The organism is Enterococcus devriesei (assembly GCF_001885905.1).
GTDB classification, from domain to species: Bacteria; Bacillota; Bacilli; order Lactobacillales; family Enterococcaceae; genus Enterococcus_A; species Enterococcus_A devriesei.
In genome coordinates this window covers 143,974-168,105 of record NZ_JXKM01000006.1, presented here as the reverse complement: position 1 = coordinate 168,105, position 24,132 = coordinate 143,974, and the positions used below count along the sequence as shown (strand labels likewise).

The 24,132-nt window shown below is 42.3% G+C and carries 25 protein-coding genes; 11 read left to right on the top strand and 14 right to left on the bottom strand.

Translation table 11 applies throughout. From position 1 onward, the window contains the following. Positions 1-97 precede the first annotated feature (97 nt). The gene (locus RV00_RS10350; RefSeq protein ID WP_071862529.1) at positions 98-1,042 is read right to left on the bottom strand and encodes a permease prefix domain 1-containing protein; all 945 of its coding nucleotides are present in this window, start codon (positions 1,040-1,042) and stop codon (positions 98-100) included. A 3-nt stretch (positions 1,043-1,045) separates the two neighbouring features. Continuing rightward, positions 1,046-1,372, bottom strand: a complete 327-nt coding sequence (locus RV00_RS10345; protein WP_071862528.1) for a PadR family transcriptional regulator — start codon at positions 1,370-1,372, stop codon at positions 1,046-1,048. A gap of 142 nt (positions 1,373-1,514) precedes the next feature. Between RV00_RS10345 and RV00_RS10340 the strand changes: the two genes are divergently transcribed. After that, positions 1,515-2,603 carry an NAD(P)/FAD-dependent oxidoreductase gene (locus tag RV00_RS10340; RefSeq protein WP_071862527.1) on the top strand — a complete coding sequence of 363 codons (1,089 nt, stop codon included), beginning with the start codon at positions 1,515-1,517 and terminating at the stop codon, positions 2,601-2,603. A 50-nt stretch (positions 2,604-2,653) separates the two neighbouring features. Here the strand turns inward: RV00_RS10340 and RV00_RS10335 are convergent, their stop codons facing one another. The 3 genes from RV00_RS10335 to RV00_RS10325 form a co-directional block, all read right to left on the bottom strand. Further along, positions 2,654-3,217: a YdeI/OmpD-associated family protein gene (locus RV00_RS10335; RefSeq protein WP_071862526.1), complete on the bottom strand. Its 564-nt coding sequence runs from the start codon at positions 3,215-3,217 to the stop codon at positions 2,654-2,656. 2 nt (positions 3,218-3,219) lie between these two features. Beyond that, positions 3,220-3,921: a deoxyribose-phosphate aldolase gene (gene deoC / locus RV00_RS10330; RefSeq protein WP_071862525.1), complete on the bottom strand. Its 702-nt coding sequence runs from the start codon at positions 3,919-3,921 to the stop codon at positions 3,220-3,222. Between the two features lie 70 nt (positions 3,922-3,991). Next, positions 3,992-4,897 carry an AraC family transcriptional regulator gene (locus RV00_RS10325; protein ID WP_071862524.1) on the bottom strand — a complete coding sequence of 302 codons (906 nt, stop codon included), beginning with the start codon at positions 4,895-4,897 and terminating at the stop codon, positions 3,992-3,994. A gap of 799 nt (positions 4,898-5,696) precedes the next feature. Here RV00_RS10325 and RV00_RS10315 point away from each other — a divergent pair. From RV00_RS10315 to rarD, 3 genes are all read left to right on the top strand, one after another. Further along, a complete protein-coding gene (locus tag RV00_RS10315; protein ID WP_071862522.1) occupies positions 5,697-6,728 on the top strand; it encodes an aldose epimerase family protein in 1,032 nt (343 codons plus the stop codon). Between the two features lies 1 nt (position 6,729). Further along, entirely contained in the window at positions 6,730-7,899 is a 1,170-nt protein-coding gene (locus tag RV00_RS10310) for a galactokinase (protein ID WP_071862521.1), read from the top strand. Between the two features lie 135 nt (positions 7,900-8,034). Continuing rightward, entirely contained in the window at positions 8,035-8,928 is an 894-nt protein-coding gene (gene rarD / locus RV00_RS10305) for an EamA family transporter RarD (RefSeq protein ID WP_071862520.1), read from the top strand. A 15-nt stretch (positions 8,929-8,943) separates the two neighbouring features. Here the strand turns inward: rarD and RV00_RS16430 are convergent, their stop codons facing one another. The 5 genes from RV00_RS16430 to RV00_RS10285 all read right to left on the bottom strand — a co-directional run bounded on the left by RV00_RS16430 (position 8,944) and on the right by RV00_RS10285 (position 13,632). Next, positions 8,944-9,120, bottom strand: a complete 177-nt coding sequence (locus tag RV00_RS16430; protein ID WP_169818942.1) for a hypothetical protein — start codon at positions 9,118-9,120, stop codon at positions 8,944-8,946. Positions 9,121-9,294: 174 nt separating this feature from the next. Then, a complete protein-coding gene (locus RV00_RS10300) occupies positions 9,295-10,194 on the bottom strand; it encodes an NAD(P)-dependent oxidoreductase (RefSeq protein ID WP_071862519.1) in 900 nt (299 codons plus the stop codon). A gap of 118 nt (positions 10,195-10,312) precedes the next feature. After that, complete coding sequence (gene dapF / locus RV00_RS10295; protein WP_071862518.1) at positions 10,313-11,146, bottom strand: diaminopimelate epimerase; 834 nt, start codon at positions 11,144-11,146, stop codon at positions 10,313-10,315. 21 nt (positions 11,147-11,167) lie between these two features. Further along, positions 11,168-12,466 (bottom strand): diaminopimelate decarboxylase, encoded by a 1,299-nt coding sequence (gene lysA, locus RV00_RS10290; RefSeq protein WP_071862517.1) that lies wholly within the window; start codon positions 12,464-12,466, stop codon positions 11,168-11,170. Between the two features lie 2 nt (positions 12,467-12,468). Further along, on the bottom strand, positions 12,469-13,632 hold the full coding sequence (locus RV00_RS10285; RefSeq protein WP_071862516.1) for a M20 metallopeptidase family protein: 1,164 nt from the start codon (positions 13,630-13,632) through the stop codon (positions 12,469-12,471). A 212-nt stretch (positions 13,633-13,844) separates the two neighbouring features. Between RV00_RS10285 and RV00_RS10280 the strand changes: the two genes are divergently transcribed. Then, on the top strand, positions 13,845-14,054 hold the full coding sequence (locus tag RV00_RS10280; RefSeq protein ID WP_071862515.1) for a hypothetical protein: 210 nt from the start codon (positions 13,845-13,847) through the stop codon (positions 14,052-14,054). Between the two features lie 50 nt (positions 14,055-14,104). Here the strand turns inward: RV00_RS10280 and RV00_RS10275 are convergent, their stop codons facing one another. After that, on the bottom strand, positions 14,105-15,505 hold the full coding sequence (locus RV00_RS10275; RefSeq protein ID WP_071862514.1) for a glycoside hydrolase family 1 protein: 1,401 nt from the start codon (positions 15,503-15,505) through the stop codon (positions 14,105-14,107). A gap of 146 nt (positions 15,506-15,651) precedes the next feature. On the opposite strand from RV00_RS10275, the gene celB reads away from it, so the two are divergent. The 6 genes from celB to RV00_RS10245 all read left to right on the top strand — a co-directional run bounded on the left by celB (position 15,652) and on the right by RV00_RS10245 (position 21,496). After that, entirely contained in the window at positions 15,652-16,923 is a 1,272-nt protein-coding gene (gene celB / locus RV00_RS10270) for a PTS cellobiose transporter subunit IIC (RefSeq protein ID WP_071862513.1), read from the top strand. Between the two features lie 96 nt (positions 16,924-17,019). Then, the gene (locus RV00_RS10265; RefSeq protein WP_071862512.1) at positions 17,020-17,736 is read left to right on the top strand and encodes a GntR family transcriptional regulator; all 717 of its coding nucleotides are present in this window, start codon (positions 17,020-17,022) and stop codon (positions 17,734-17,736) included. A gap of 181 nt (positions 17,737-17,917) precedes the next feature. After that, complete coding sequence (dapA, locus tag RV00_RS10260; protein ID WP_071862511.1) at positions 17,918-18,805, top strand: 4-hydroxy-tetrahydrodipicolinate synthase; 888 nt, start codon at positions 17,918-17,920, stop codon at positions 18,803-18,805. After that, positions 18,805-19,560, top strand: a complete 756-nt coding sequence (gene dapB, locus RV00_RS10255; protein ID WP_071862510.1) for a 4-hydroxy-tetrahydrodipicolinate reductase — start codon at positions 18,805-18,807, stop codon at positions 19,558-19,560. The genes dapA and dapB overlap by 1 nt, the downstream gene beginning before the upstream one ends. Before the next feature lie 369 nt (positions 19,561-19,929). After that, positions 19,930-20,631 carry a 2,3,4,5-tetrahydropyridine-2,6-dicarboxylate N-acetyltransferase gene (gene dapD, locus RV00_RS10250; RefSeq protein ID WP_071862509.1) on the top strand — a complete coding sequence of 234 codons (702 nt, stop codon included), beginning with the start codon at positions 19,930-19,932 and terminating at the stop codon, positions 20,629-20,631. Between the two features lie 223 nt (positions 20,632-20,854). Then, positions 20,855-21,496, top strand: coding sequence for a hypothetical protein (locus tag RV00_RS10245; RefSeq protein WP_071862569.1), 642 nt, complete (start codon positions 20,855-20,857; stop codon positions 21,494-21,496). Positions 21,497-21,541: 45 nt separating this feature from the next. On the opposite strand, the gene RV00_RS10240 is transcribed toward RV00_RS10245, so the two are convergent. From RV00_RS10240 to RV00_RS10230, 3 genes are all read right to left on the bottom strand, one after another. Next, a complete protein-coding gene (locus tag RV00_RS10240) occupies positions 21,542-22,084 on the bottom strand; it encodes a TetR/AcrR family transcriptional regulator (protein ID WP_071862508.1) in 543 nt (180 codons plus the stop codon). Positions 22,085-22,168: 84 nt separating this feature from the next. Beyond that, positions 22,169-22,858, bottom strand: coding sequence for an ABC transporter ATP-binding protein (locus RV00_RS10235; RefSeq protein WP_071862507.1), 690 nt, complete (start codon positions 22,856-22,858; stop codon positions 22,169-22,171). Positions 22,859-22,892: 34 nt separating this feature from the next. After that, on the bottom strand, positions 22,893-23,954 hold the full coding sequence (locus tag RV00_RS10230; RefSeq protein ID WP_071862506.1) for an FtsX-like permease family protein: 1,062 nt from the start codon (positions 23,952-23,954) through the stop codon (positions 22,893-22,895). Positions 23,955-24,132: the final 178 nt, after the last annotated feature.

Here is a 24,132-nt window from a genome sequence, read left to right as displayed (position 1 = left end):
ATCCGAAATATTAGTCAAAAAACTAAGTAACTTGCGAAAAGCATAACTGAAAAAAATCCCGCAGCTAGCTGCTGCGAGATCACGTGTATAGCCTATGCTACTTTTTTATGAAGATGGCCTCCACGACACTGTAAAAAATTCCAGCCATGACAAAAATCATCCAGCTATAGCCCCACGAATGAGTCAAAAAGGACCAGCCAAAATAAATCATCGTAACCAGCGGCCAATAAATTCGTTCAAGGACATGTTTGGTGCGAGCTGAATCGCCATACTTTTCATACATCGCGTTAGGACCTGGTTTGTCCTCATCAACGACAAAATATTTTGCTGTGATGAACTTGTCAAAACTGGTGTAATTGATACTGCCGTAAATGATCAAGAAGACACCGACTGCCAAAAAGAGAAACATCATCGGAATGCCGTACTCCGCATAGGTAAACATCTGGAAAAAAAGGACCGGAGCCACGCATAAAACACAGATACAAATACCAAAGACCAAACTAATTTGAAAACTTTTCTGATAGCCTTGCTTCATGCGATTGGCTTCTTCGTTTAACGACGCCGATACATAGCGATCACTTAACTGAGCGCCGATTTTTGCAAACTGCATCCCATTATAAATAATCACACCCACACTCGCAGCTAAAATAATGAAAAAGAGCAGTACACCAAAGACCTGTGACCCAGTAACACTCAGTCCAATCAACGTTCCAACCGCCAACAAGCAGCCACTGATCCCCAGACTCAGTCCCAAAGCGATTTTTTTGCGCTCCGTAAGGTAATAATACATTTCCTCTTCTTCAATCCCATTTTCCGGTTCCCGTTCTCGCGTAGTGAACTGTAGCTCTTCTCGCAGTTCATCTACCGAGCCGAACTCACTGATCACTTGCCCAATCGCTTCATGTTCACTTTTTCCTTCGTCAAGCAACGCCAAATAATGGTCTTCCATAATAGATAGAATTTCCTGCTTCGCGCGCTGCACTTCTTGTGTATTGGGAAACTCAAGGAACAACGTCTCTATATAATTTCTAATCGTCTCCATTTTTTACCCTTCTTTCATAAATCGGTTCACAACTTTTTTAGTCTGCTGCCATTCCTCGCGCTTTTCCGCTAAAAAAGTCAGCCCTTTATCTGTGATTTGATAATACGTTCTCTTTTTCCCGTGGGTCACTTCTCCCGGATAGGAACGGATATAATCATTTTTTTCTAGCCGGTTGAAGGCGGAGTATAAAGTGGTTTCCTTAATGACGTAGATTGCTTGACTGATCTCGCGAATTTTTTGAGAGACCGCATACCCATAAGAATCCCCTTCCTTCAATACGGACAAAATGATTACATCATTGTAACCGCGAATCCCATCGCTTGAAATCATTTTGCCACCTCCTAAAGATTACTTCATCTGTCGTTGTAATCATTGTACGTCAATTACTACGACAGGTAAAGTAAAATATATCAGATTATTTGAAAAATTTTTTTTCTTATGGCAGAATCAACAGCAGAAAGAAGTGAAGTACGTGGAAAGAATCGCAATCATCGGCGGCGGCATCATCGGGATGACGCTGGCAAATTATTTAGACTTGAATAAATTTGACGTGACCTTATTTGACGAAGGCATTGGGCAAGCAACTTCTGCCAGTGCAGGGATTATTTCACCTTGGCTGTCTAAGCGCCGCAATCAAAAGTGGTATCAATTAGCTAAAGACGGAGCAGCCTTTTTTCCAAAACTCCGGCAAGACTATCAACTAGATCAAACGATTTATCAGCAAGCCGGCACGCTGATTATCCGACCAGAAAAACAGTTAGAAGAATTATTGGCCTTAGCTGCTGAACGAAAAAAAGACGCGCCAGAAATCGGCACGATTGAAAAATTATTACCGGAACAAACCAAAGCGGCCCTGCCACTATTAAAACCGGTACCAGCCATCAAAATCAGTGGCGGTGGTCGTCTAGACGGCAAGGCCTATTTGAAACGCTTGAAACAAACTGCCGAGGCAAAGGGCGTAAATTTTATCGCTAAACGAGTCACCCTAAGTGATTCTCAGACTATTTTGTTGGATAACCAATCGATCGCTTTCGATCAAATCATTATTACGGCAGGCCCCCACTTAAAAGAGTTATTAGCTCCTTTAGGCTACCAAGTGGATTTACGACCACAAAAAGGCCAGCTTCTAGTGTTTCAAACGATGATTGCTGACAGTGGGACTTTTCCTGTAGCGATGTTGGATGGTGAGGCGGATTTGATTCCCTTCATGGATGGCAAAATTTTACTTGGTGCTACCCATGAGAATGAGGCTGGCTGGGATTTAGCAGCAACACAGGAAGCTTTCCAACAGCTTACTTCCAGTGCCCACAAATTTTTAGCCGATCCACAGCAAATTTTTTCCGCACCAATGCAGTATCGCGTGGGAACTCGTGCTTATACATCAGACTTCGCGCCCTTTTTTGGTCGGTTAAGTCCGGAGCTATTGGTCGCTAGTGGGCTTGGTTCTTCCGGTTTGACGACAGGACCTTATATCGGCTATTTATTGGCCCAGCAGCTAAATACCGGTAATGAAAATGGCACGATCTATCAAAAGTCGCTTCAGCATTATATCAGTCATTAATTGATCGAAGATAAAAATGGACAGTCCTAGCAAGGACTGTCCATTTGCATTTACATCGGTTTTAAGTTCTGCTCTGTTCGTTCCATGATCCAAGTCAACCGTTTTTCTTTGCCCGCGGCTGTTTTTGCATCAAAATAAGCTCGAGTATAGGTTTTTTGGATCGAAGGCGACATTTCTTGAAAATTTTTATAGGCCGCTTGATTGACTTCAAGTAATTTTGCCAGTTGCGCGATTTGGTCTGGTGTGATATCTGACGGTCGCGTCGCTTTGTCCCATTGACCATTCTCCTTGGCTTCAACGATTTTTTCCCGACCCAACTCAGTCATCAATCCGGCTTTTTCCAGTTTTGCGACGAGGGTTTTATTTTTCTGGGACCATTTGCTGTTTTTGCGGCGCAGCGAAAAATATTTAAGATAAGAATCTTTATCAACTTTTTTCATCAAACCGTCGATCCAACCAAAGCAAAGTGCTTCTTCTAATGCTTCACTAGCTTTTAAAGTTTTAAGGCGTTTGGTCTTGCTAAAAGTCAGCCAAACCCCTTTACTGGTGGTCGCGTTTTTCCTCAACCACTTTCTAAAGGCCGCTCGTGTTTCAAAAATCAACGCTTCTTCCATTGCTATTGGTCCAATCCTAAGACAACAGGGGTTGATTTAAAGCCGATGCCCATCCGATCAATGCCTAGATCAATTAGTTCTAGAAAATGCTCTCGTGTGCGAATCCCACCGCTGCCTTTGATCTTGATCCGGCCTTGGCACTGATCCATCATCAGCTTGATGACCTCTGTCGTAGCCCCTTTGCTTTCATAGCCCGTAATAAAGCCGGTACTGGTTTTAACAAAGTCAGCCTCTGCCGCAATCGCGCATTCACAGGCTTGGCGAATTTGTTCTTCGTTTAACGTATCCGTTTCAAAAATAACCTTCACGGCAGTCCCATGAGCGTGGCACGCTTCCACTACGATCTTCAGCTCTCGCGTCACATCATCGTATTTTCCACTGCGTAGCCAACCAAAATTAGCCACGATATCTAATTCGTAAATATCTTCCCGCTGACAATAAGTCTCCGCCTGCAACACTTTAGAAGCGGTCGTACTCGTACCAAACGGAAAATCACAAACGACACAAATCTTCGTATTTGTCCCTTTTAGCATTTCCGCGGCAATATCCAAAGAAGCGGGATTGATACACACCGTCGCACAATGATAATCGATCCCTTCCTGGATATATTGGCGAATCTCTGTTTCCGTGAAATCTGGCTTCAACACCGACTGATCAATATAAGCCCCTAGTTCTTCGACCGTCATTTCGCTCGCTTTTTTCATGGGAGGTTCCTCCTAACTCATTCTAATTTAAGTATAGGGTATCCAAAAAACTTTGTAAACGCTCACTTTCCTAAGTGGCCCGGTTCACGAAGGCTTGTTGCTTTAATCGTTTCTTTATCTCATTTAAGGAGACATTAGTGAACTCATCATTTTCCATTCGTTTACGATATGCCGTGGCGGTCTCGCCAGTCATCTTTTTAAACATACGGCTAAAGACCACCAGACTATTGAAGCCCACTTCCTCCGCGATCTGCTCCACCGATCTGTCTGTCTGGGACAATAAAAACGCCCCACGATTAATCCGTACACCCAGAATATATTCTTTCAAGCTAATCGCCATATGATTGCGAAAAACGCGCGACAGGTGACTGCGATTGATTGCTAAGTGCTGGGCAATTCCTTCGACCGTTAAGGCCTCCCCATAATGAGCATCAATGTATTCCACCGCTTCCACTGCCAGTGGTGAATAATTTTTTTGCTCGCCTACTTGAATTTTTCCGCCATCTGCTAATAATACCCCTAGAAAACGGTAAGCCAGCTCACTCAAATGCACCTCATTTTCAATCGTCTCAGCTGCATAAGGAAAACAAGCCAAAATCACCTCAATGTATTTTTGAATGTCGGAAGAAACCATCGTATACTGATCCTCTTTAAACAGCGAATGGGAAACAAGCTCTGCGGCATCTGCCCCACTAAAAGAAAGCCAGCAATACATCCACGGATCTTCTCCATCCGCTAAATAAAACGTCGAATCACCGGGACGAATCAAAAAGAGATCCCCTTTTTTTAAGTGAAACTGCTGATTCTTGACTTGATAGGTTCCTTTGCCCTCCATCACGATATGTAAGATGTACTGTTGCCGAATCGCCGGACCAAAAGAATGGAAGGGCAGTGATTTCGAGAATCCGCAAAAATTAAATTGCAACCCATTTTTCAACTGATGCTGCTCCTTTTTTAAAAAAAGCGCCTGCTCCATTGGGACTCACTCCTTTTATTTTCAACTTTTATTATACAATAACTTCATCATAATACCTCCGCTGAATCAAAGACAATTTACTCAAGAGCCCAAATTTTTTTGCCGCTGGAAAATTTATTGATAAATCCAAAATTTCTTTTTTTTACGTGCTATGCTTAGCTTATCAAACACAAAGGATGCGAGGAATCATGAAGAATCGGCTCAAGCAAGCTGTGCAAACACTTCTAATTTGTTTAATCGTTCCCAGTACCTTACTGCTCCAGGAAAAACTTCCTTATCTCGATTTAAAAATACCCAATCATATAATTTTTCAACAAATTTTTTTCATTACACTTTTGGTAGCGACAATCTGGGTGTTAAAAGAACTCTGGTTTTTCTTTCATAAAAAATAGCTTTATCAACAGAGAATCGAGACGCGACTTTGTCTCGATTCTCTGTTTGGTATCCTATAACTGTCAATGATATTTTTAGAGGAGGCATCATACCTGATGGACCTTTATACGTTGCGACTGACCGGGTTTGTTGCTCTCCTATTTTGTTGCTTGATTATTTTGGACAACCACTTAATAAAATGCAACAAAAAGTTAAATAGTCGTCACAGAAATATATGTTTTCGAAAACGGTTTCTTGTTAGAGTAAGGATAGTGAACATGTTCTTTAACAGGCAGTCGGTTTTTTTCGATTCCCAGCTGAAATGAAAGCGGTGCGCTTGTCACTTTGGTTATTAATCGATAAACTGATATCAGGTATTATTTCCAGAAAAAACTGGTATAAAAGAACAATAAGAGAGGTTTTACACATGAAAATTAGCGAAAAAGATTTTGGAAAAGGGTATCACTTGATTACACTTGAAAATGAACACGGTTTCCGCCTATCTGTCTCTGACTTAGGTGCACGGATTGTTCGCCTAGGCAAGGATACTGAATTGATCCTAGGCTTTGATTCTGCTGAAGAATATTTGGAAAAAGATCCTTATATCGGCGCCTCAATCGGGCGGACAGCCGGCCGTATCCAGCATGGTCATTTCACACTTGCGGGAAAAAATTATCAAGTTGAGACGGACCCGGCGACTGGCCACACCTTACACGGCGGTCCAGCAAGTTTTGAAGCAAAGAAATGGGAATATACGATCGAAGACGGTGAAGAGGAAGCCTCAGTACTTTTCAAAACCCTCAGTCCTGATGGTGAGTATGGTTTTCCTGGCAATTTGACCGTTGAAGTTCGTTATACCTTGACGAAGGACAATGTTTGGCGTTTAACAACCAAAGGCACGACTGATCAGCTGACGCTCTTCAACCCAACCAATCATGTCTATTTCAATCTAACTGGTGATCCAGCTCAGTCCATCGACGAGCATACCCTTTGGTTAAACAGCGATCACTTTGCCCCTGTTGGCACCGATGTTTTGCCGACAGGAGAAATCGCAAAGAGCACAGGAAGCGCTTTTGATTTTCAAACGCCGCGAAAATTAGGCGATGCTTTTGCTGCTTCTGATGAACAAAAAGATCAATTCGGCGGCTTCGACCATCCCTTCTTCTTGAAAGAGCATACCTTAGAAAATCCTGCCGCAAAACTTACCAGCCCCGACGGTTCAGTGGAGGTTGAAATGAGTACGGATGCCCCAAGCGTGGTTATTTTCTCCGCTAATTTTGGTGAAGACGGCCCTGAAATGCGTGGCTCTAAGCTCGTTAATCATGGCGGAATCACCTTTGAAACACAGGTCGCACCAGGGGCCGAGCAGTTTCCTGACTTTGGCTCAATCGCGATAGCGCCGATGCAGCCTTTTGAATCAGCGACCGAATTTAAAATTAAATTGAAAGAAGCGAACTAAGATGGAAATCAAACAAGCGTTAAACACAAAATTTGCTGAAATTTTCGGCCCTAAAACAACGACTCATTATTTTTCTCCAGGCCGGATCAACTTGATCGGCGAACATACCGATTACAATGGTGGACACGTTTTCCCAGCCTCAATCACTTACGGAACATATGGCTTGGCAGCTCCTCGCGAAGACAACAAAGTCTTGGTTTATTCAACCAACTTCGATGAAATCGGCGTCATCACCTTTACACTGGATGACCTGACTTTCGATAAAAAAGACAACTGGGCAAACTACGTGAAAGGCATGGTTCTAAAATTGAAAGAAGCCGGTCATACGATCGACCACGGTTTTGAATTATTAGTTGAAGGAACGATTCCGAATGGAGCAGGGCTTTCTAGCAGTGCTTCGTTGGAATTATTAGTTGGCGTCATGCTTGAAGACATCTTCGCTTTAGATACTGATCGTCTTGAACTGGTGCAAACAGGGAAAAAAGTGGAAAATGAGTTTATCGGCGTCAATTCAGGCATTATGGATCAATTTGCCATCGGCTTTGGTGAAGTAGATAAAGCGATCTTATTAGATACCAATACATTGAAATATGAAATGGTACCAGTGAAATTAGGCGACTACGCAGTAGTGATCATGAATACTAACAAACGCCGTGAATTGGCTGATTCAAAATACAACGAACGCCGTAGCGAATGTGAAGAAGCCTTGGCTCGCTTGCAAAAGAAATTAGACATCCAAGCCTTAGGCGAATTGGATGAAGCAACCTTTGAAGCCAATACTGCTTTGATTGGTGATGATACCTTGATCCGTCGCGCTCGCCATGCCGTTACAGAAAATCAACGGACCTTGATCGCCAAAACAGAGTTAGAAAAAGGCAATTTAGCCGCCTTCGGAAAATTGCTGAACGCTTCTCATCATTCGCTACGATACGACTATGAAGTGACTGGCATCGAGTTAGATACACTGGTTGATGCTGCGCAAAAACAAGATGGCGTATTAGGCGCCCGAATGACTGGTGCCGGTTTTGGTGGCTGTGCGATCGCCTTAGTCAAAGAAGAAACCATTCCAGCTTTCAAAAATAATGTTTACGATGAATACCTTAACGTGGTTGGCTACGCGCCTGACTTTTACGTTGCCCATATCGGTAGCGGCACCACTAAAATCGACTAAAAATTGTTCTCGCAACTTCTCTGTCACTTACGGCAGAGAAGTTTTTATTTTGCTCAAAGAGAGAATCCATTTATGTTAGAATGAACACACGACATTGAATATAGTGCATGGCATTCATGCTTGAAGGAGGGCAAAATGAAAAAAGATTCGGGATTGTTATATGGCTTCAGCGCTTATATCATTTGGGGCATCCTACCCCTTTATTGGAAATTATTAGGCGAAGTCGGTTCGGTGGATGTGTTGTTTTATCGGATTTTTTGGTCATTGATTTTTATGACGCTCTACTTAATCGCTTTAAAAAAAATTCCGCTATTCATTCAAGAAGTCAAAGAGTTGCTAAAAAGTCGGCGCCACACCATCGCGATTATTTCAGCCGCTTTTCTGATTTCAATCAACTGGGGTGTCTTTATTTACACCGTATCCATCGGTCAAGTCCAGCAAGCCAGCCTAGGCTATTACATCAATCCGTTGTTAAATGTTTTAGCCGGCGCCTTTTATCTGAAAGAACCTTTATCAAGACAAGCCAAGCTAGCGAGTCTGGCCGCATTGACCGGCGTCGTTTTACTAACGATTCAAACTGGCGTCTTCCCTATCAACTCGCTGCTGCTAGCTACGAGCTTTTGTCTCTACGGCTTAACTAAGAAACAGCTGAATTTAAGTGCGGCGACCAGCATCACCTTAGAGACATTGATCATTGCACCAATCGGCTTAATCTATTTATTTTTCTTGTCAGATGTAGGCTTCATGAATTATTCATTGACGACAAATCTGCTGCTGATGGGGGCTGGGATCGTAACAGCGATTCCCTTATTACTATTCGCTACCGCGGTAAAAAAATTATCCTATATCACGATCGGCTTTTTACAATACATCAACCCTACGATTATGCTAATTATGGCGATCTTCCTATTTCATGAACCTTATCAGTTACCGCAATTTATTGCTTTCGCCTTTATTTGGCTAGGAATCATTATTTTTGTCGTTGGCAACCTAATTGACACACGCCATAAAAAAAGGATTCGCTCGTAAGCGGATCCTTTTTTATTAATAATTAAATTCGTTGACTAATTCGCCCAACTTTAAAATCTTACTCATTTTGACCCGTTCGTAATTGGTCGCACAGCACAATGCTTCGCGATAGGTCTTGAAATATTCTTCTATCCGCTCTCCCACCAATGTTTCTACCTGCACGATATAACGATACTCCAGTGCTTTCCCCATTTCTTTTTAATCGACGTGTTCTCATACATAGCAGCTTTTTTTAATCATAGCGGGTCTCAATTAAAAAAGCAATAACACATGTAAGGTTATATTACACGGAATAAAAATAATTTTGAAAAAGAAACAAAGTGTGTAACATCTCATAACATTTAGTTGGGAACTCAATTGAATTATTTATCCTTTAGTTTGAAAGACTTCGATGTTTTTTATTACTTTTTGCGCCAACCGCACTTTAGCCAGTGACGTCAAGCCCGCGTTGATTTTCCCCGTGAAAGCATTTGGTAAATCAATCACTTCTGCACCTAACCCAGCTTCCGTATCGCTGAAAGCAAAATTTCCCGGTTGCGCTAACCAGTTTTTCAAAGCTGATACCTCATGTGAAGGCGCGATCGAGACATTCATCAAAATTTTTCCATTACCGAATGTTGCAAAAGCCGCTTCATCAAGTAGCACCACATTTTTATTCAAACAAGTAATCAATATATCAACGTTTCCTAATAACTCAGCTAGCGGCAAATAATCCATGCCCAATTCCTTTTCAAGCTCAGGTTTGCGAGTTCGGCTGAAATAATTCACATCCATTCCAAAAAAATCCATTGTTCTGGCAAGTAAGCTGCCTACCGTTCCCATACCAATAATCCCAACTTTGACATCCGTCAATTCCAACGGCTCCTCTTTCCACATCGCGGGCCCCCGTCCTTGCAGCAGACGGACCAGCTCACTAATCGCATATTCCTTGACGCCTTCATCACCATAATCCCGCACGCCGGTCACTACGATACCCTTTTCATTGGCATACAAAATATCGACGTTGGCATTTTCCGGCGCATACAAACTGGCGCAAATTCCAATGTAGCGAATATTCGGACAAGCATCCAACACTTGACGATCAATAAAACTAGTAAAGCTCAGCATCACGCAATCCGTGTCGCCAATCCGCTCGATGATCGTTTGAGCATCTTGCGGGATATCAGTGTAAAAAATCGCTTCTTCCGCATACTCTTTCAATTTTTGATCCCACTCTGGCAGCAGCTTCGTTGGTTCGATCGCCACCATCTTCTTAAATTTTTTCATTTTGTCCTCCTAAAACTAGTTCTTTTTTTATGATAAGTTTTGTGAGATACGACGTCAATAACGATTATTGGCTAAAAAAGATGCTTGCAAAATTCTAGTAAGCATCTTTTTCAAATGTTTAATCTAAGAACAAATCATCATCCAAAATCGTGCCGGCAGCCACCATATTGGTATCACCGATCAAATAAAGTTCTTCAGCCACGACTTCAACTTGCAATGCACCGCCTAGTACTTCGATGGTGACTGGGTTTACTTGAGTCAATTCTTTTTTGTTTAAGACATAAGCAGTCGAGCCTGTTCCAGTTCCACAAGCTAAGGTGAAATCCTCCACTCCTCGCTCATACGTCCGTTCCACGACCGTTTGATCAGAAAGGATGTCATAAAAATTGACATTTGCCCCCTTTTCAAACGCTGGATGGTTACGTAGCTTCCGGGCTAAATCAAAAATGGTTTCGAGCTCCGTCATGGCTAAGTCCGGCTGATGGACAACTAGATGAGGAATTCCAGGGTCGCCTAGTTCGACATAATCAACGGTTAGCTCTTTGCCATCGACTTGGATTTTTTTATCCGCTTCAAAAACCGTTGGCGAATTTAGCTGTACGCGATATGTTCTAGTATTGATTCGCTCTGCTGGGACATTGCCGGCAATCGTTTCAATCACCATTTTTTCATCAGCCAAGCCTTGTTCATAGGCATAGCGGGCGACACAGCGAGCGCCGTTCCCGCACATTTCTGCCTCAGATCCGTCAGCGTTGAAGAAGCGAGCATAAAAATCCCCCGTCCCGCGTGATGCTTCAATCACGATCACGGTATCCGCACCGACTGAGACGCGACGAGTACAGACGCGAGCAGCAAATTTAGTTAGTACTTCCGTAGAAAATTGCAAAGCTTGATTGTCGATTAAAATGAAATCATTGCCTGCTCCTTGCATTTTATAAAAAGGAATCTCCATTTCATACCCTCATTTCAATTTTTACTGTAAAAAATCCGGGATCACTTCATTTTGGATGATTTGATCTAAACTTTGACGTTTGACGATGACTTCCGCCTTACCGGCTTTGGTTAAAACCACCGCTGGAATCGCCAATTTATTATAGTTATTGGCCATTGAATAGCCGTATGCTCCCGTTGAGAAGGTAGCGAAAATATCCCCCGCTTCAACCTTAGGCAGCTGGATATCTTTGACTAAAATATCGGTACTTTCACAGGCTTTGCCGGAAACAGTGACCGTTTCTGTCGCTGGTTGATCGGCTTGATTGGCTAAAACGCCGGTATACTCCGCTTGGTACAAGCCCGGTCGAATATTATCCGTCATCCCGCCGTCGATACTGACATATTTCCGCAAGCCCGGCAGTTCTTTGATTGCACCGATAGTATGCAAACTGATTCCCGCTTCAGCCACAATACTGCGGCCCGGCTCGATCACCACTGCCGGTTGAGGATAACTTTCTTTTTCGCAAAAAGCTAAGACAACCTTCATCATTGGATCCGTGAAATAGCTGAACGGCTTCGGCTGATCCGCATCGGTATAACGCACCCCAAAGCCGCCACCGAAATTCAGCTCCTCAATCACATAGTTATAACGTTCTTTGACCATTTTGACTAAATCCAGAGCAATCCCCACCGCCGCCAAGTGAGCTTGATTATCAAACAGCTGGCTGCCTACGTGAAAATGAAAGCCTAAAAAATTCACTTCGGGTGTGTCGATTGCTTTTTTTATTTGCGGAAATAAAATTTCTTCGTCAATTGGAATCCCGAATTTGGAATCCTTTTGGCCGGTGGAAATAAAAGAATGAGTGGTAACATTGACTTCGGGTGTGATCCGAAACAAAATGTTGACGACTTTTTGCTTTTCTTTGGCGATCGCCGCAATCAAATCTACTTCCTGCAAACTGTCGACAATGATTCGTCCAACGCCGTAATCGATCGCCATTTCTAATTCTTCAATCGATTTATTATTGCCATTCATCTCGATCTGCTCCGCTGGGAAATCTGCTTTGATCGCGGTATACAATTCGCCATCTGACACGACATCTAACGAAAACCCTTGCTGCTGAATGATCTTCAGCATGGCCAAAGTCGAGAAGGCTTTACTAGCAAAGGCCACACGAACCTTGTCATACTTTTCAACAAAGTCACGTTGCAGCTCCTGACATTTCTCTTCGATCATTGTTTGGGAAAAAACATACAGCGGTGTGCCGAATTTTTCTGCTAAAGCGACGGTATCGCAGCCATCCCAGATCAAGTGCCCATTCTTTGTTTCAAATTCCATAATTAGCCCCCTCTATTTTCGTTCAAACCAGCAATCAGATTGACATAGGTTTGGATGCCTAATAATAAATTCACTTCATCAAATTTCATTTTTCCACTATGAAGTGGATAAGTGTAGCCCTTAGCTTCATCGCGAATTCCTAAGAAGAAAAACATGCCAGGGATTTCTTGCTGATACCAAGAAAAGTCTTCCGCAATCAAATACGGTGGTGTCTCGTCATAATAATCAGCAGCGACCTGTTCCAAGACAGTGACCATTTCAGCGTCATTATCTACGACCCGATACATATGATTGAAGATGACTTCTGCTTCACAGCCGTAGCCTTTAGCAATTTCACCGGCTAATAATTCCACCCGCCGTACGACCTCATCATATACCTTGTCATCAAAAGCCCGCATCGTGCCATGCAAAACGACCTCTTTGGCGACGATATTCATCGCTTCGCCACCGTGGATCGTACCAAAGGTTAAAACGACATTGTCTAATGGGCTAATGTTTCTAGCTAAAATACTATTTAATCCAGAGATCACACCGCCGGCCGCCACGATGGCATCTTCGCCTAATTGCGGCTGAGCCCCATGTGTGCTGACGCCTTTGATCGTGATCGTTACTTCCGCATTTCGAGCCATCATTGGGCCCGGCCGACAAGCAATTTTCCCCGTTGGTAAATCAGGAAAGACGTGGAGTCCGACGATTTCTTCAACCCCTAGTTTTTGTAAAATGCCAGCCTTCATAATCAGCTCCGCCCCACCCGGACCTTCTTCCGCCGGTTGGAAAACAAAGACCAACGTCCCTTGAAGCGCTTCAGGATGTCGATGAAGATACGCGATAAAGCCAAGCAAGGTCGCCATGTGACCATCGTGCCCGCAGGCGTGCATTTTTCCCGGTGTCTTTGAGGCAAAATCATACCCTGTTTGTTCCTCTACCGGCAATGCATCGATGTCTGTGCGAAAGGCCAACGTCTTCCCAGCCTTTTCGCCCCGGAGAACGGCAATCGTGCCAGTTCCTAACACCTCATAAGTCTCGGTGACACCGAATGATCGTAATTTTTCGCGAATATAAGCCGCTGTCCGCACTTCCTCTAAACCTAATTCCGGCATCTGATGTAGCTCACGACGCATCGTCGTGACTAATTCTTCCAACTCTTTGACCTTCGTATCAATCATCGTCTCACTCATTTCCAGCTTATAATTATGTTCATTTGATTAAAAAACCATTGATAGTTTCTCATATTATAGTACAGAAAGTCGCTGAGGTCATTAATTTGTTTTCATAATTATTTGTCGAATTTCAGAAAATCGAACAGGAAGTTCTTTTCCTTTTTAATCTGCCTTAACAGCAGTACACTTTAAGTGAAATTCTTTTGGAGGGACATACGATGAAACTTTATAAAAACCAACAAACCGGTCTGATCTTATCCGAAGCCGATTTGAAAACCAACTTCACTCGCGAAGCACTCACGTTATGGGAAGATGATCGCAACGATTTTCCTGAGTACTATGAAACCTTTGAAACATTTTTGATCGACTATCAAAATCAGCAGCAAGCCAATTACCGATCCTTTGAGAAAGAAAACTTGGATAAATAGTAAAACAAACGGCGAAGACAATCAAAAGGTTGCCTTCGCCGTTTGTTTTTCTATTCTTCTATTATAAACCCATTATTATCAGCAACCGTTTTAAACCAATGACCTGATTTTTTGATGGTTCGTTTGCCTTCATTTTTGATATCCACAGAGATAAAGCCATAGCGATTTTTGTAAGCATTGGTCCACGACCAGTTATCCATGCAAGTCCACATATGATAGCCCAAACAGTTGGTGCCTTCTTGGATCGCTTGGTGGACATATTTCAGATGCTCGGTTACGAACTCGATTCGGTAATCATCATCGATCTGACCCTCAGCATTGATGTAGCGTTCTTCCCCTTCAACCCCCATCCCATTTTCGGAAATAAAGCAGCGAATGTTTCCATAATTTTCCCGCGTATTGGTTAAAATATCATAGATGCCCTTTTCATAGATTTCCCACCCGCGATAAGGATTGATTTTCTTGCCTGGCAGATCATAATAATCGAAATAATCATCTGGCATTGGTCCGTGAGTATGATCGATCGGTGTTTCTTTGGCCTTGATCCGGCGCGGCTGGTAATAATTGATGCCTAAGAGATCCACGGTATTATTTTTGATCAGCTCCAGATCGCCCTCTTGGATATCTGGTAAAATGTCCAATTCCTTGACTACCTCAATTAATGCTTGGGGAAATTCACCTTTGATGGCCGGGTCTAAAAAAGAACGATTAAAAAAGACATCGGCCATTTCTGCGGCCTTGACGTCCGCCGAATTTTGCTCATCTCGCGGATAGCTTGGTGTCAAATTTAAAATAATTCCAATCTCGCCGCCTAAGTTCATTTCATGATAGGCTTTGATCGCCTTTGCACTGGCCATATTTTCGTGATAGCCCACTGCGACCGCTTCTTTAAAGCTAATCTGATTTGGGTAATGGAATTGATACAAATAGCCGCCTTCAACTGGCACAATCGGTTCATTATGGGTGAACCATTTTTTTACGCGGTCGCCGAATAATTTGAAGCAGGTCTTAGCATAGCTCACATATGCATCGACTGTCTTACGATTGGTCCAACCGCCGATTTCTTGCAAAGCCATCGGCATATCAAAATGATAGAGATTCAAAAAAGGTTCGATATCATTAGCGAGCAGTTCATCGATATAATCGTTGTAAAATGTGACAGCTTTAGGATTCACCTCGCCTGTTCCATCGGGAATCAGTCGGCTCCACTGGATTGAGCTGCGAAAAGAATTATGCCCAATCTGTTTCATTAATTGAATATCTTCTTGATACTTCTGATAGACCCGTGAAGTTTTGTCTGGACCTACTTGGTCAAAGAATTTTTCCGGTTCTTCATGGTACCAATGATCCCAAATATTTTCTCCTTTACCGTCATCGTCGAAGCGACCTTCTGTTTGCGGCCCGCTTGCAGAAGAGCCCCACCAAAAATTTTCTGGAAATGTATACTTCATTTTTCTCATCCTCCTATTCTTTCATCACCATGATAAACAATTTAAAAATAAAAATCAATCATTAAAAATAAATGACTAGACATAGTTAAAAAATCGTGCTAAATTAAACTCGTAATCGATTACAAAAAAATATAGAGGTGAAGAAAATGAATGGGTTTATGGATAAACTAGCGGAAAAAATCATGCCTTTAGCCAATAAGCTTGGGCAAAATCGTTACTTGATGGTACTTAGAGACGCTTTCATGTTATCATTCCCGCTGACCATGTTTGGTTCGATCGTTGTTGTTATTAATAATCTGCCCTTTTTCAATGATGCGACGAAAGGCATTTTAACGAATCTTTTCGGTAATGGACAAAATGCTACGATGAGCATCATGTCCGTATTCGTCACATTTGGCATTGGCTATTATTTATCTGAATCGTATGAAGTAGAAGGAATTTTCGGTGGCGCTGTATCATTGGCCAGTTTCTTGATCTTGACGCCCTTCGTCATGACTTTAGAAAATGGCGAAGACATCAGCGGAGTCTTATCTTTAGACCGCTTAGGGGCTAAAGGGATGTTCATCGGAATGATCGCCGCCTTTATAGCTGCGGAAATTTATTGTCGCGTCACTAAAAAAGGATGGCAGATTAAAATGCCGGACGGAGTTCCGCCAGCAGTTACAAAATCATTTGCGGCTTTGATTCCTGCTGTGTTGACTTTGACTGTTTTCTTATTGATTAATGCACTTATGACCGGGGTTTTCCACGTCAATCTACATGATGTAATCTATGAAGTGATCCAAAAACCTTTGACTGGTCTTGGCAGTGGCTTGCCAGCAACCTTATTAGCGCTCTTTTTTGTTCAATTTCTATGGTTCTTTGGACTTCATGGTCAAATCATCGTCAATTCTGTAATGGACCCGATTTGGAATACCTTGATGCTAGATAACTTAGAAGCTTATAAAGCCGGAAACCCATTGCCTCATATTATTACAAAACCTTTTATGGAAACGTTCACAGTCGGTCTAGGCGGTTCCGGCATGACCTTGGCTGTTGTGTTGTTGATGGCTTTTGTTTTGAAGAAAAAACAATACCGCGATGTTGGTCGGTTAGCTTTAGCGCCGGGGATCTTCAACGTCAATGAACCGGCGATCTTTGGCTTACCGATCGTTTTGAACGCGACGATTATGATTCCATGGATCATCGCGCCCTTAGTTGTCACCACCTTGAATTATTTAGTTATGGCAGCCGGCATCGTGCCGCCGCCAACCGGAGTCTCCGTTCCTTGGACGGTTCCGATTATCGCCAGTGGTATTTTAGCGACCAACTCTTGGCTAGGCGGTGCGTTACAAGTCATTGATTTCATTATCGTTGGCTTGATTTGGTACCCATTCTTGCGGGTCCTTGATCGTCAACCAAATTTCGATGTAGAATAATAAAAAAGTTAAGGCAAACCCAAAAAGTTTGTCTTAACTTTTTTAGTCATTGTATAGACATTTAAACTTAGGTATAATCATATTGAGGTGGTCGAATTGCCAAAATACGAAGAAATTGCACATACCCTAAGAAATCGCATTAAAAGTGAGGCTTACCCTGCTGGCTCGCTTTTGCCAAAACAGATTGATCTCGTAAAAGAATTCTCTGTTAGCCGGATGACCGTTCAAAAAGCCTTAGAGATTCTAACGCTAGAAGGCTTGATTCTATCTAAAAAAGGTGTGGGAACGACGGTACTACCTCATCCCTTTTTAACGAAAGATACGTCCGTCCTATCCTATTACGAAGGCCTAAGCATGGAAATGAAAAAAGCCAAGCGAAAATTAGAAAGTCAGATTATTGAATTCAATGTCGAATTTCCCGACGAAACAATCCAAGAAAAACTGCATCTGACAGCGGAAGACCCGGTTTATAAAATCATTCGTCTACGTATTTTAGAAGATAAGCCTTTCATTTTAGAGCATACCTACATGCCGATCCAATCCGTTCCTAATTTGAAAAAAGAAGTTATTGAATCTTCCATCTATCAATATATTAAAAATGATTTAGGGATCAAAATCACTGGTGCCTATCGTACCATTCGCGCGGATAGAAGCTCAGAATATGATCAAACCTATTTGAATTGTTCAGAAAATGATCCCGTTTTAGAGATACGTCAGATTGCCTATCAGCAAGATGGGACGCCAATCGAGTATTCTCGCAGTCGCAATCGATTTGATGTCAGGGATTATTCTTATCTGGATATGAAAGGCTAAAAGATAATGAATCAAGAGCAATGGCTACGGTCATTGCTTCTTTTCTTTTATTGACTAAAATTTACATTAGATTTACATTGGCAGATACTCATAATTGAGCTATAATTCTACTATTAAGGACCTTTCCCGGTAGAAATCGTCTTTGAACGAAAATAAAAAATGAATGAAGGAGTTGTTTCTTTTGAGAATATTTGAAGGATCTGCAGTTGCGTTAATCACCCCAATGAAGGCCGATGGTGCGGTTGATTTCAAGAAGATCGACGAACTGGTCGAATGGCATATCAATGAAGGAACCGACGCGATCGTTGCTTGCGGAACGACAGGTGAAGCCTCTACTTTGGCAAACGCGGAACACATTGCCGTAATCGAAGCTGTAGTCAAAAAAGTCGCTAATCGGGTGCCGGTCATCGCCGGAACTGGTGTCAACGATACTCAACATGCCATCGAATTATCCACGGGTGCCGAAAAAGTCGGTGCTGACGCTCTATTGATCGTGACTCCTTATTACAATAAAGCTTCTGATGAAGGACTATTTTTACATTATCAAGAAATTGCGAAAAGCGTGAAACTGCCAATTATTTTATACTCAGTCGCCTCGCGAACCAACATGAATATTGAGCCATTGATGGTGAAACGTTTAGCGCAAATTCCGAATGTCGTTGCTATCAAAGAAGCCAGTGGCAATATTTCGCAAATCGCTGAAATTGCCCGTCTCTTACCGGAAGATTTTACGATCTACTCCGGCAACGACGATCAAGTCTTACCAATCATGGCGTTAGGTGGACGCGGCTCCATTTCGACAGTCGCCAACATCGCGCCAAAACAGACACACGAATTAACCCAAGCTGTTTTAGCTGGTGATTTTGCGCTTGCCAAAGAATTACAGTTGGCACAACTGCCTTTAATCCATGCGATTTTCTGTGAAGTCAACCCGATTCCAGTCAAAACCGCGGTAGGTTTATTAGGTAAGATTGAGCCAAATTTCCGTCTCCCGCTTTCTGCTGCTAAAGGCGAAACCGTTGAACGATTGAAAAAAGAAATGACTGCTTACGGATTGGAGGTCAACTAATGATCGACATCCTTTTAAGTGGCGCTAACGGTCGGATGGGTCAAGTTTTACAGACTATGATCGCTCAGCAATCAACTATGCAAGTCGTTGCCGGTGTGGATCGTGAAGCTTTTGAAGCCGACTTTCCCACCTATCAAGCCATTGCTGATTGTCAGGTGGCTGTTGATGTGATCATTGATTTCTCACACTACACCGCCGTACCAGCCGTTTTAGATTACGCCGTTGAAAAAAAAGTTCCCGTGGTGATCGCAACGACTGGTTTAACCGACGAAGTAAAGAATCAATTATTCGCTGCCAGTGAAAAAACCGCCGTCTTCTTCTCTGCTAATATGTCTTTAGGCATCAACTTGTTAGCCAAAGCAATCCGCGAGATCACACCCGTCTTAGAAGATGAATTCAATATCGAGATCGTGGAAAAACACCACAATCAGAAAAAAGATTCTCCTAGCGGAACGGCTTTATTGTTAGCAGATGCTGTCAACGATGCCGTAAGCGAAAAGAAAACGTATATCTATGGCCGTCACGGCAATGATCTAGAAAATCCTTTATCAGAACTTGGTATTCACGCCGTTCGCGGTGGAACCATCCTCGGAGAACACACTGTGATTTACGCAGGACCAGATGAAGTGATCGAATTAAATCACTTGGCCCTCTCTCGTAATGTTTTTGCCAGCGGTGCCGTTAAAGCCGCGAAATATGTCAGTACCAAAAATACTGGCTTATACGATATGGAAAAATTAATTGACGAGAAATAAAATGATTAAGTGATGAAACAATAGGTGCCATAATATGAGATAGGATCTCAGTCCAGCTTTTCGTAGTACCTCAGAAATAAAACGCAGAATCGATAGTTGTGCCAATCAATGAGCAAGCTGTTTAGCTGGATGATATACGTAACGAAAATAAAATCTATTTTTTCTGGGCTCTGAAAAAATAGTTACATTATTATGAGATAGGATCTCAGTCCAGCTTTTCGTAGTACCTCAGAAATAAAACGCAGAATCGATAGTTGTGCCAATCAATGAGCAAGCTGTTTAGCTGGATGATATACGTAACGAAAATAAAATCTATTTTTTCTGGGCTCTGAAAAAATAGTTACATTATTATGAGATAGGAGTAATTCAATGACTTTAACTGATCCTTATGAAATTGCAAAATATATTAAAAATGCCGAAAAAAAAACACCGGTCAAAGCCTATGTTCAAGGTGATCTGACAGGTATCACGAAAACGAATGTTCAATTTTTTGGCCAAGAAAAGACTTGGATCTTAATTGGTGAAAGTCAGGCAGTAGCAGAAGTTTTAAACGAACAACAAGACAAAATCAGTGCTGTACACCTTGAAAATGATCGGCGTAACTCAGCGATTCCGATGCTGGATATTACTTCAATCAACGCCCGAATCGAGCCAGGAGCGCTGATTCGTGAACGCGTGGAAATTGGCGACAAAGCGGTCATTATGATGGGCGCAATCATCAATATTGGCGCATCCATCGGAGAAAGTACCATGATCGACATGGGAGCAATTTTAGGCGCTCGCGCCACCGTCGGCAAGCATGCCCACATTGGAGCCGGTGCTGTTTTGGCTGGTGTTCTTGAACCGCCTAGTGCCTCCCCTGTGGTTGTTGAGGATAATGTTTTAGTAGGGGCAAACGCCGTAGTGCTAGAAGGGGTTCATATCGGCAAGGATGCCGTAGTCGCTGCTGGTGCGATCGTGACAAAAGATGTTCCCGCTGGTGCAGTCGTCGCAGGTGCTCCCGCTAAAATAATAAAGACAAAAGATGAAGTCGCTGCAAGTAAGACCGAATTTTTAGATGATTTAAGATAAACAGATGCTGTTACGAAAAACCGTTATAATTTTCGTAACAGCTTTTTTGTCTTTAAAATCGGCACTCTACTTCAAACCTGTCCGTCTTTTTATCATTCAAAAAATAAGAATTCAGCCCTCGACATCACGTCTTTTTTCTTATTCCTACTGCACTTTTCATGAAGTATGCTATAATACTAACGATTATAACAACTCTAAAATGAAAGTGACTGAAAAAATACTCGTGAATTTGAAAAGTATCAAGAAATCAATTAAAACTCGTAACAAACAAATCAGTAAAGCTTTTGCTCAAGTAGAAACTACTTTAGCTGACCACATTCATAGTGATGTTAAGCTTTATTTTGATAAGGCCGACAACTATCGGATTCATCTCGATGAAAAAACTCCTGAAGGTCAAGTCCGCCATGTTGAAAGCGCAGAGGGCGATCATTCTTTCAAAAATTTGATGGATACGTATTTGCAAAAACCTCAAACGGATACACTGAATCAGTTGACCAATAGCATTTATAATCTTTGGTCTGAGAGCTTCAAGAATACGGCGGTCAAAGTCAGCGCTGAAACAGAAAAAGCTAGCGAACTAGCACAAGATATTTTAGCTGACGTTGTGAAACAACCCGCCAACCCAGAAGTGGCTCCCGAACAAGCAGAAGCATTGAATCAAGCCTTAAAGGGCAAAGCAAACTACTCAGCTGAATGGTCAGATGTCGATCACGCCATTGAAGTTTTCTACAACCCACCAAAAAAAGACCGTCAATTATTAGCCACTATCGCTAAAGATCAAACGGTCACTTATACTGATGCCTTAAACACTAAGCGGGTCATGAAAAAGGAATTACCTGACATGATCGCAGCGGTATTAGCATAACTCAAAAACGACTTAGACGAGCTATTGTTCGTCTAAGTCGTCTTTTTATTTTTCCAAGATTCCGTAAAAAAAGAGTTCCATCGTTTTTTTCAAACTTGCGACTTTGATGGCTTCCGGCAGATCAAGATTGGCTGAAATCAATATGAACAGCTGCCGGACGGCGAAATCTGGTTCAACCGTTGCACGAATCCGTTGCTCTTGCGTAAATAATCCAAGAAACGGCTGCTTATAGGAATTCTCCCATAAACCAAATAATTTGTTCGCAATCTCTGGCTGAAGTGTGTGTTGAAGGTCGTGCATCATCATGAATAAACTGAAGGGATGGCGTTTTTGCAAATAAAAAGCCATCTGCAACAGCTTCTCATCAAAATCCCGTGTTTCGTCTGCAGCGATTTGGTTCAGGTTTTCCCCGACTTCTTTAGCTAGCCGTTGCATAACTTGGTAATAAATCTCTTCCTTATTTTTAAAATGATAATAAATATTTGGTTGCGTAATGTTTAAGATATTGGCGATCTGCCGTGTCGAAGTATCGTTATATCCTTGTTTCATAAACAATTCTTCCGCGGTATCTAAAATTTCTTCATACATTCGAAGGCCCCATTTTTATCGATTTGATTTCCAAATCCATTATACCTTGATTTCCAAGCTAAAAGCACGGCTCAACCAAGTAATTTATTCCGCCAGCTCCTCGGGATTTTCTTCTTCTTTCAAAGTACCATCTTTCATGACTAAGACGCGGTCACAATATTTCACCAGTCGGGTATCGTGGGTCACCATGATGGTCGCCTTATTTTTCTCTTTCGTTTCTTTGGCAAGGATCTTAACAACCTCATAGGCCTTCTCAGAATCCAGACTAGCGGTCGGTTCATCCGCTAAAATAATCGTTGGATCATGATACAGCGCACGGGCGATCGCCACCCGCTGCCGTTCGCCACCGGAAAGTTCTTCGGGGTATTTATTCTCCAAACGATCGATCCCTAGCTGTTGAAAAAGCGATACCGCAACTTCGTCATTATTTTTTTTACTGACTTTGTCTACTAGTTTCAATTGTTTCTTTACCGTTAAAAAAGGTACTAAATTCGATGCTTGTAAAATAAACCCAATTTCTTTAAAACGTAATTTAGCCCGTTCCTTTTCCTTTTTCTCACTGAAGGGTTCACCGTTGATCTTCACTTCTCCCTCAGAAGGAGCTTGTAAGCCACCAGCAATCGTTAAAAAAGTACTCTTGCCGGAGCCGGAAGGGCCGATAATGGCTACAAATTCGCCTTTACTAACGGAAAAATTGGTTTCCTTCAAGGCTTCAATGATAGAGTCGCCATCTTTAAATGATTTCTTTACTGCTTTAAATTCAATCGCACTCACGTTTTTTCCTCCTAAATTTCAGATTCCTACATTCTTAGCCAATCGCTTTCAACGGATCGATCTTCACAATCGTCCGTACCGAGAAGAAGGCGCCCACCAATGCCACTAGGATCATCAAGACACTGATTCCCGCAAAGAAAATACCGTTGACTTGGAATGGTACGGCATCCGGCAGAACCAGCGCGGTGCCTAATGTCGCAAGCAAACCGATACTAACACCGACGGTCGCCAGTAAAAAGGTCTGAGCAATCACTGAAGAGGAAATGTAGCTGCTGGAAATTCCTTGCGCCTTCATGACGCCAAAAATTTCTGATTTTTGCATCGTTAGCACATAAATAAAAATACCAATCACGATCGCCGCAATCACGATCAGGAACCCGATCATAAAGCCGAAGGTCAAGACTTGCGCGCTATAGCCTGGCAATTCATTGATAAAAGATTTGATACTGGTCTCTTCCAGATCGTCAGGAACCGTTTGGACCTTGCCGCGAGTAATGATCGCATTGATGCGAGTATTCTCCGTACTCCCTTGCGTTTCAAAACGAATCTCTTGGTAAGCGCCGATCGTAGTGTAGAGCACCGGTGCCACATTGAATTTTGCGTTGTCGGTAAAGCCGACGATTTTCAGCGTTTTATCATTTCCCGCCATTTTAACCGTCTCGCCAAGTTTGATCTGGTATTGATCCTTCAAGGTACTGTCGGCCACGGCTTCGTCATCATTAGAAAACATTTTTCCTTCAGTGAGCTTCGGCGCTAAAAATTGATCTTTGTCGATTCCAAAAAAGCTGACATCAATTTTTTCTCCGCCATCGCCTTTTATGACGCCTGCCGTTTGAGCAAGATAAGCTTTTTCATCCGCCTTCACGTCATCGAAAGTTTTCAGCGGAATCATAGACATATTCAAATTGTTGTTCGCCTCTTCTGTCAGCAGAATATTGTCGGCATTCCATTTGTCTACCGCTGTCCGATTGTCTTGTGCCAGCCCATAGGCTAGTCCCGTTAGAAAGAATACTAAATACGCGATCAAAAACATCACACCCATAACAAGGGTATAACGTAACTTTGAATGGCGAATTTCATTGATTGCCAAAAACATAATTAAAACCTCCACTTATCACTTGATAAAATTACCGTAACATGATTATTTTAAGAAGGAAAATGAAATGCTTGAAGAATGAAACCGACTCAAAAAATGAATGCTCAACTTTAGCGATTGTCTATTTTTGTTAAAAGGCCTTTTACACTTAATAAATTACAAAAAAATAGCCTACAAT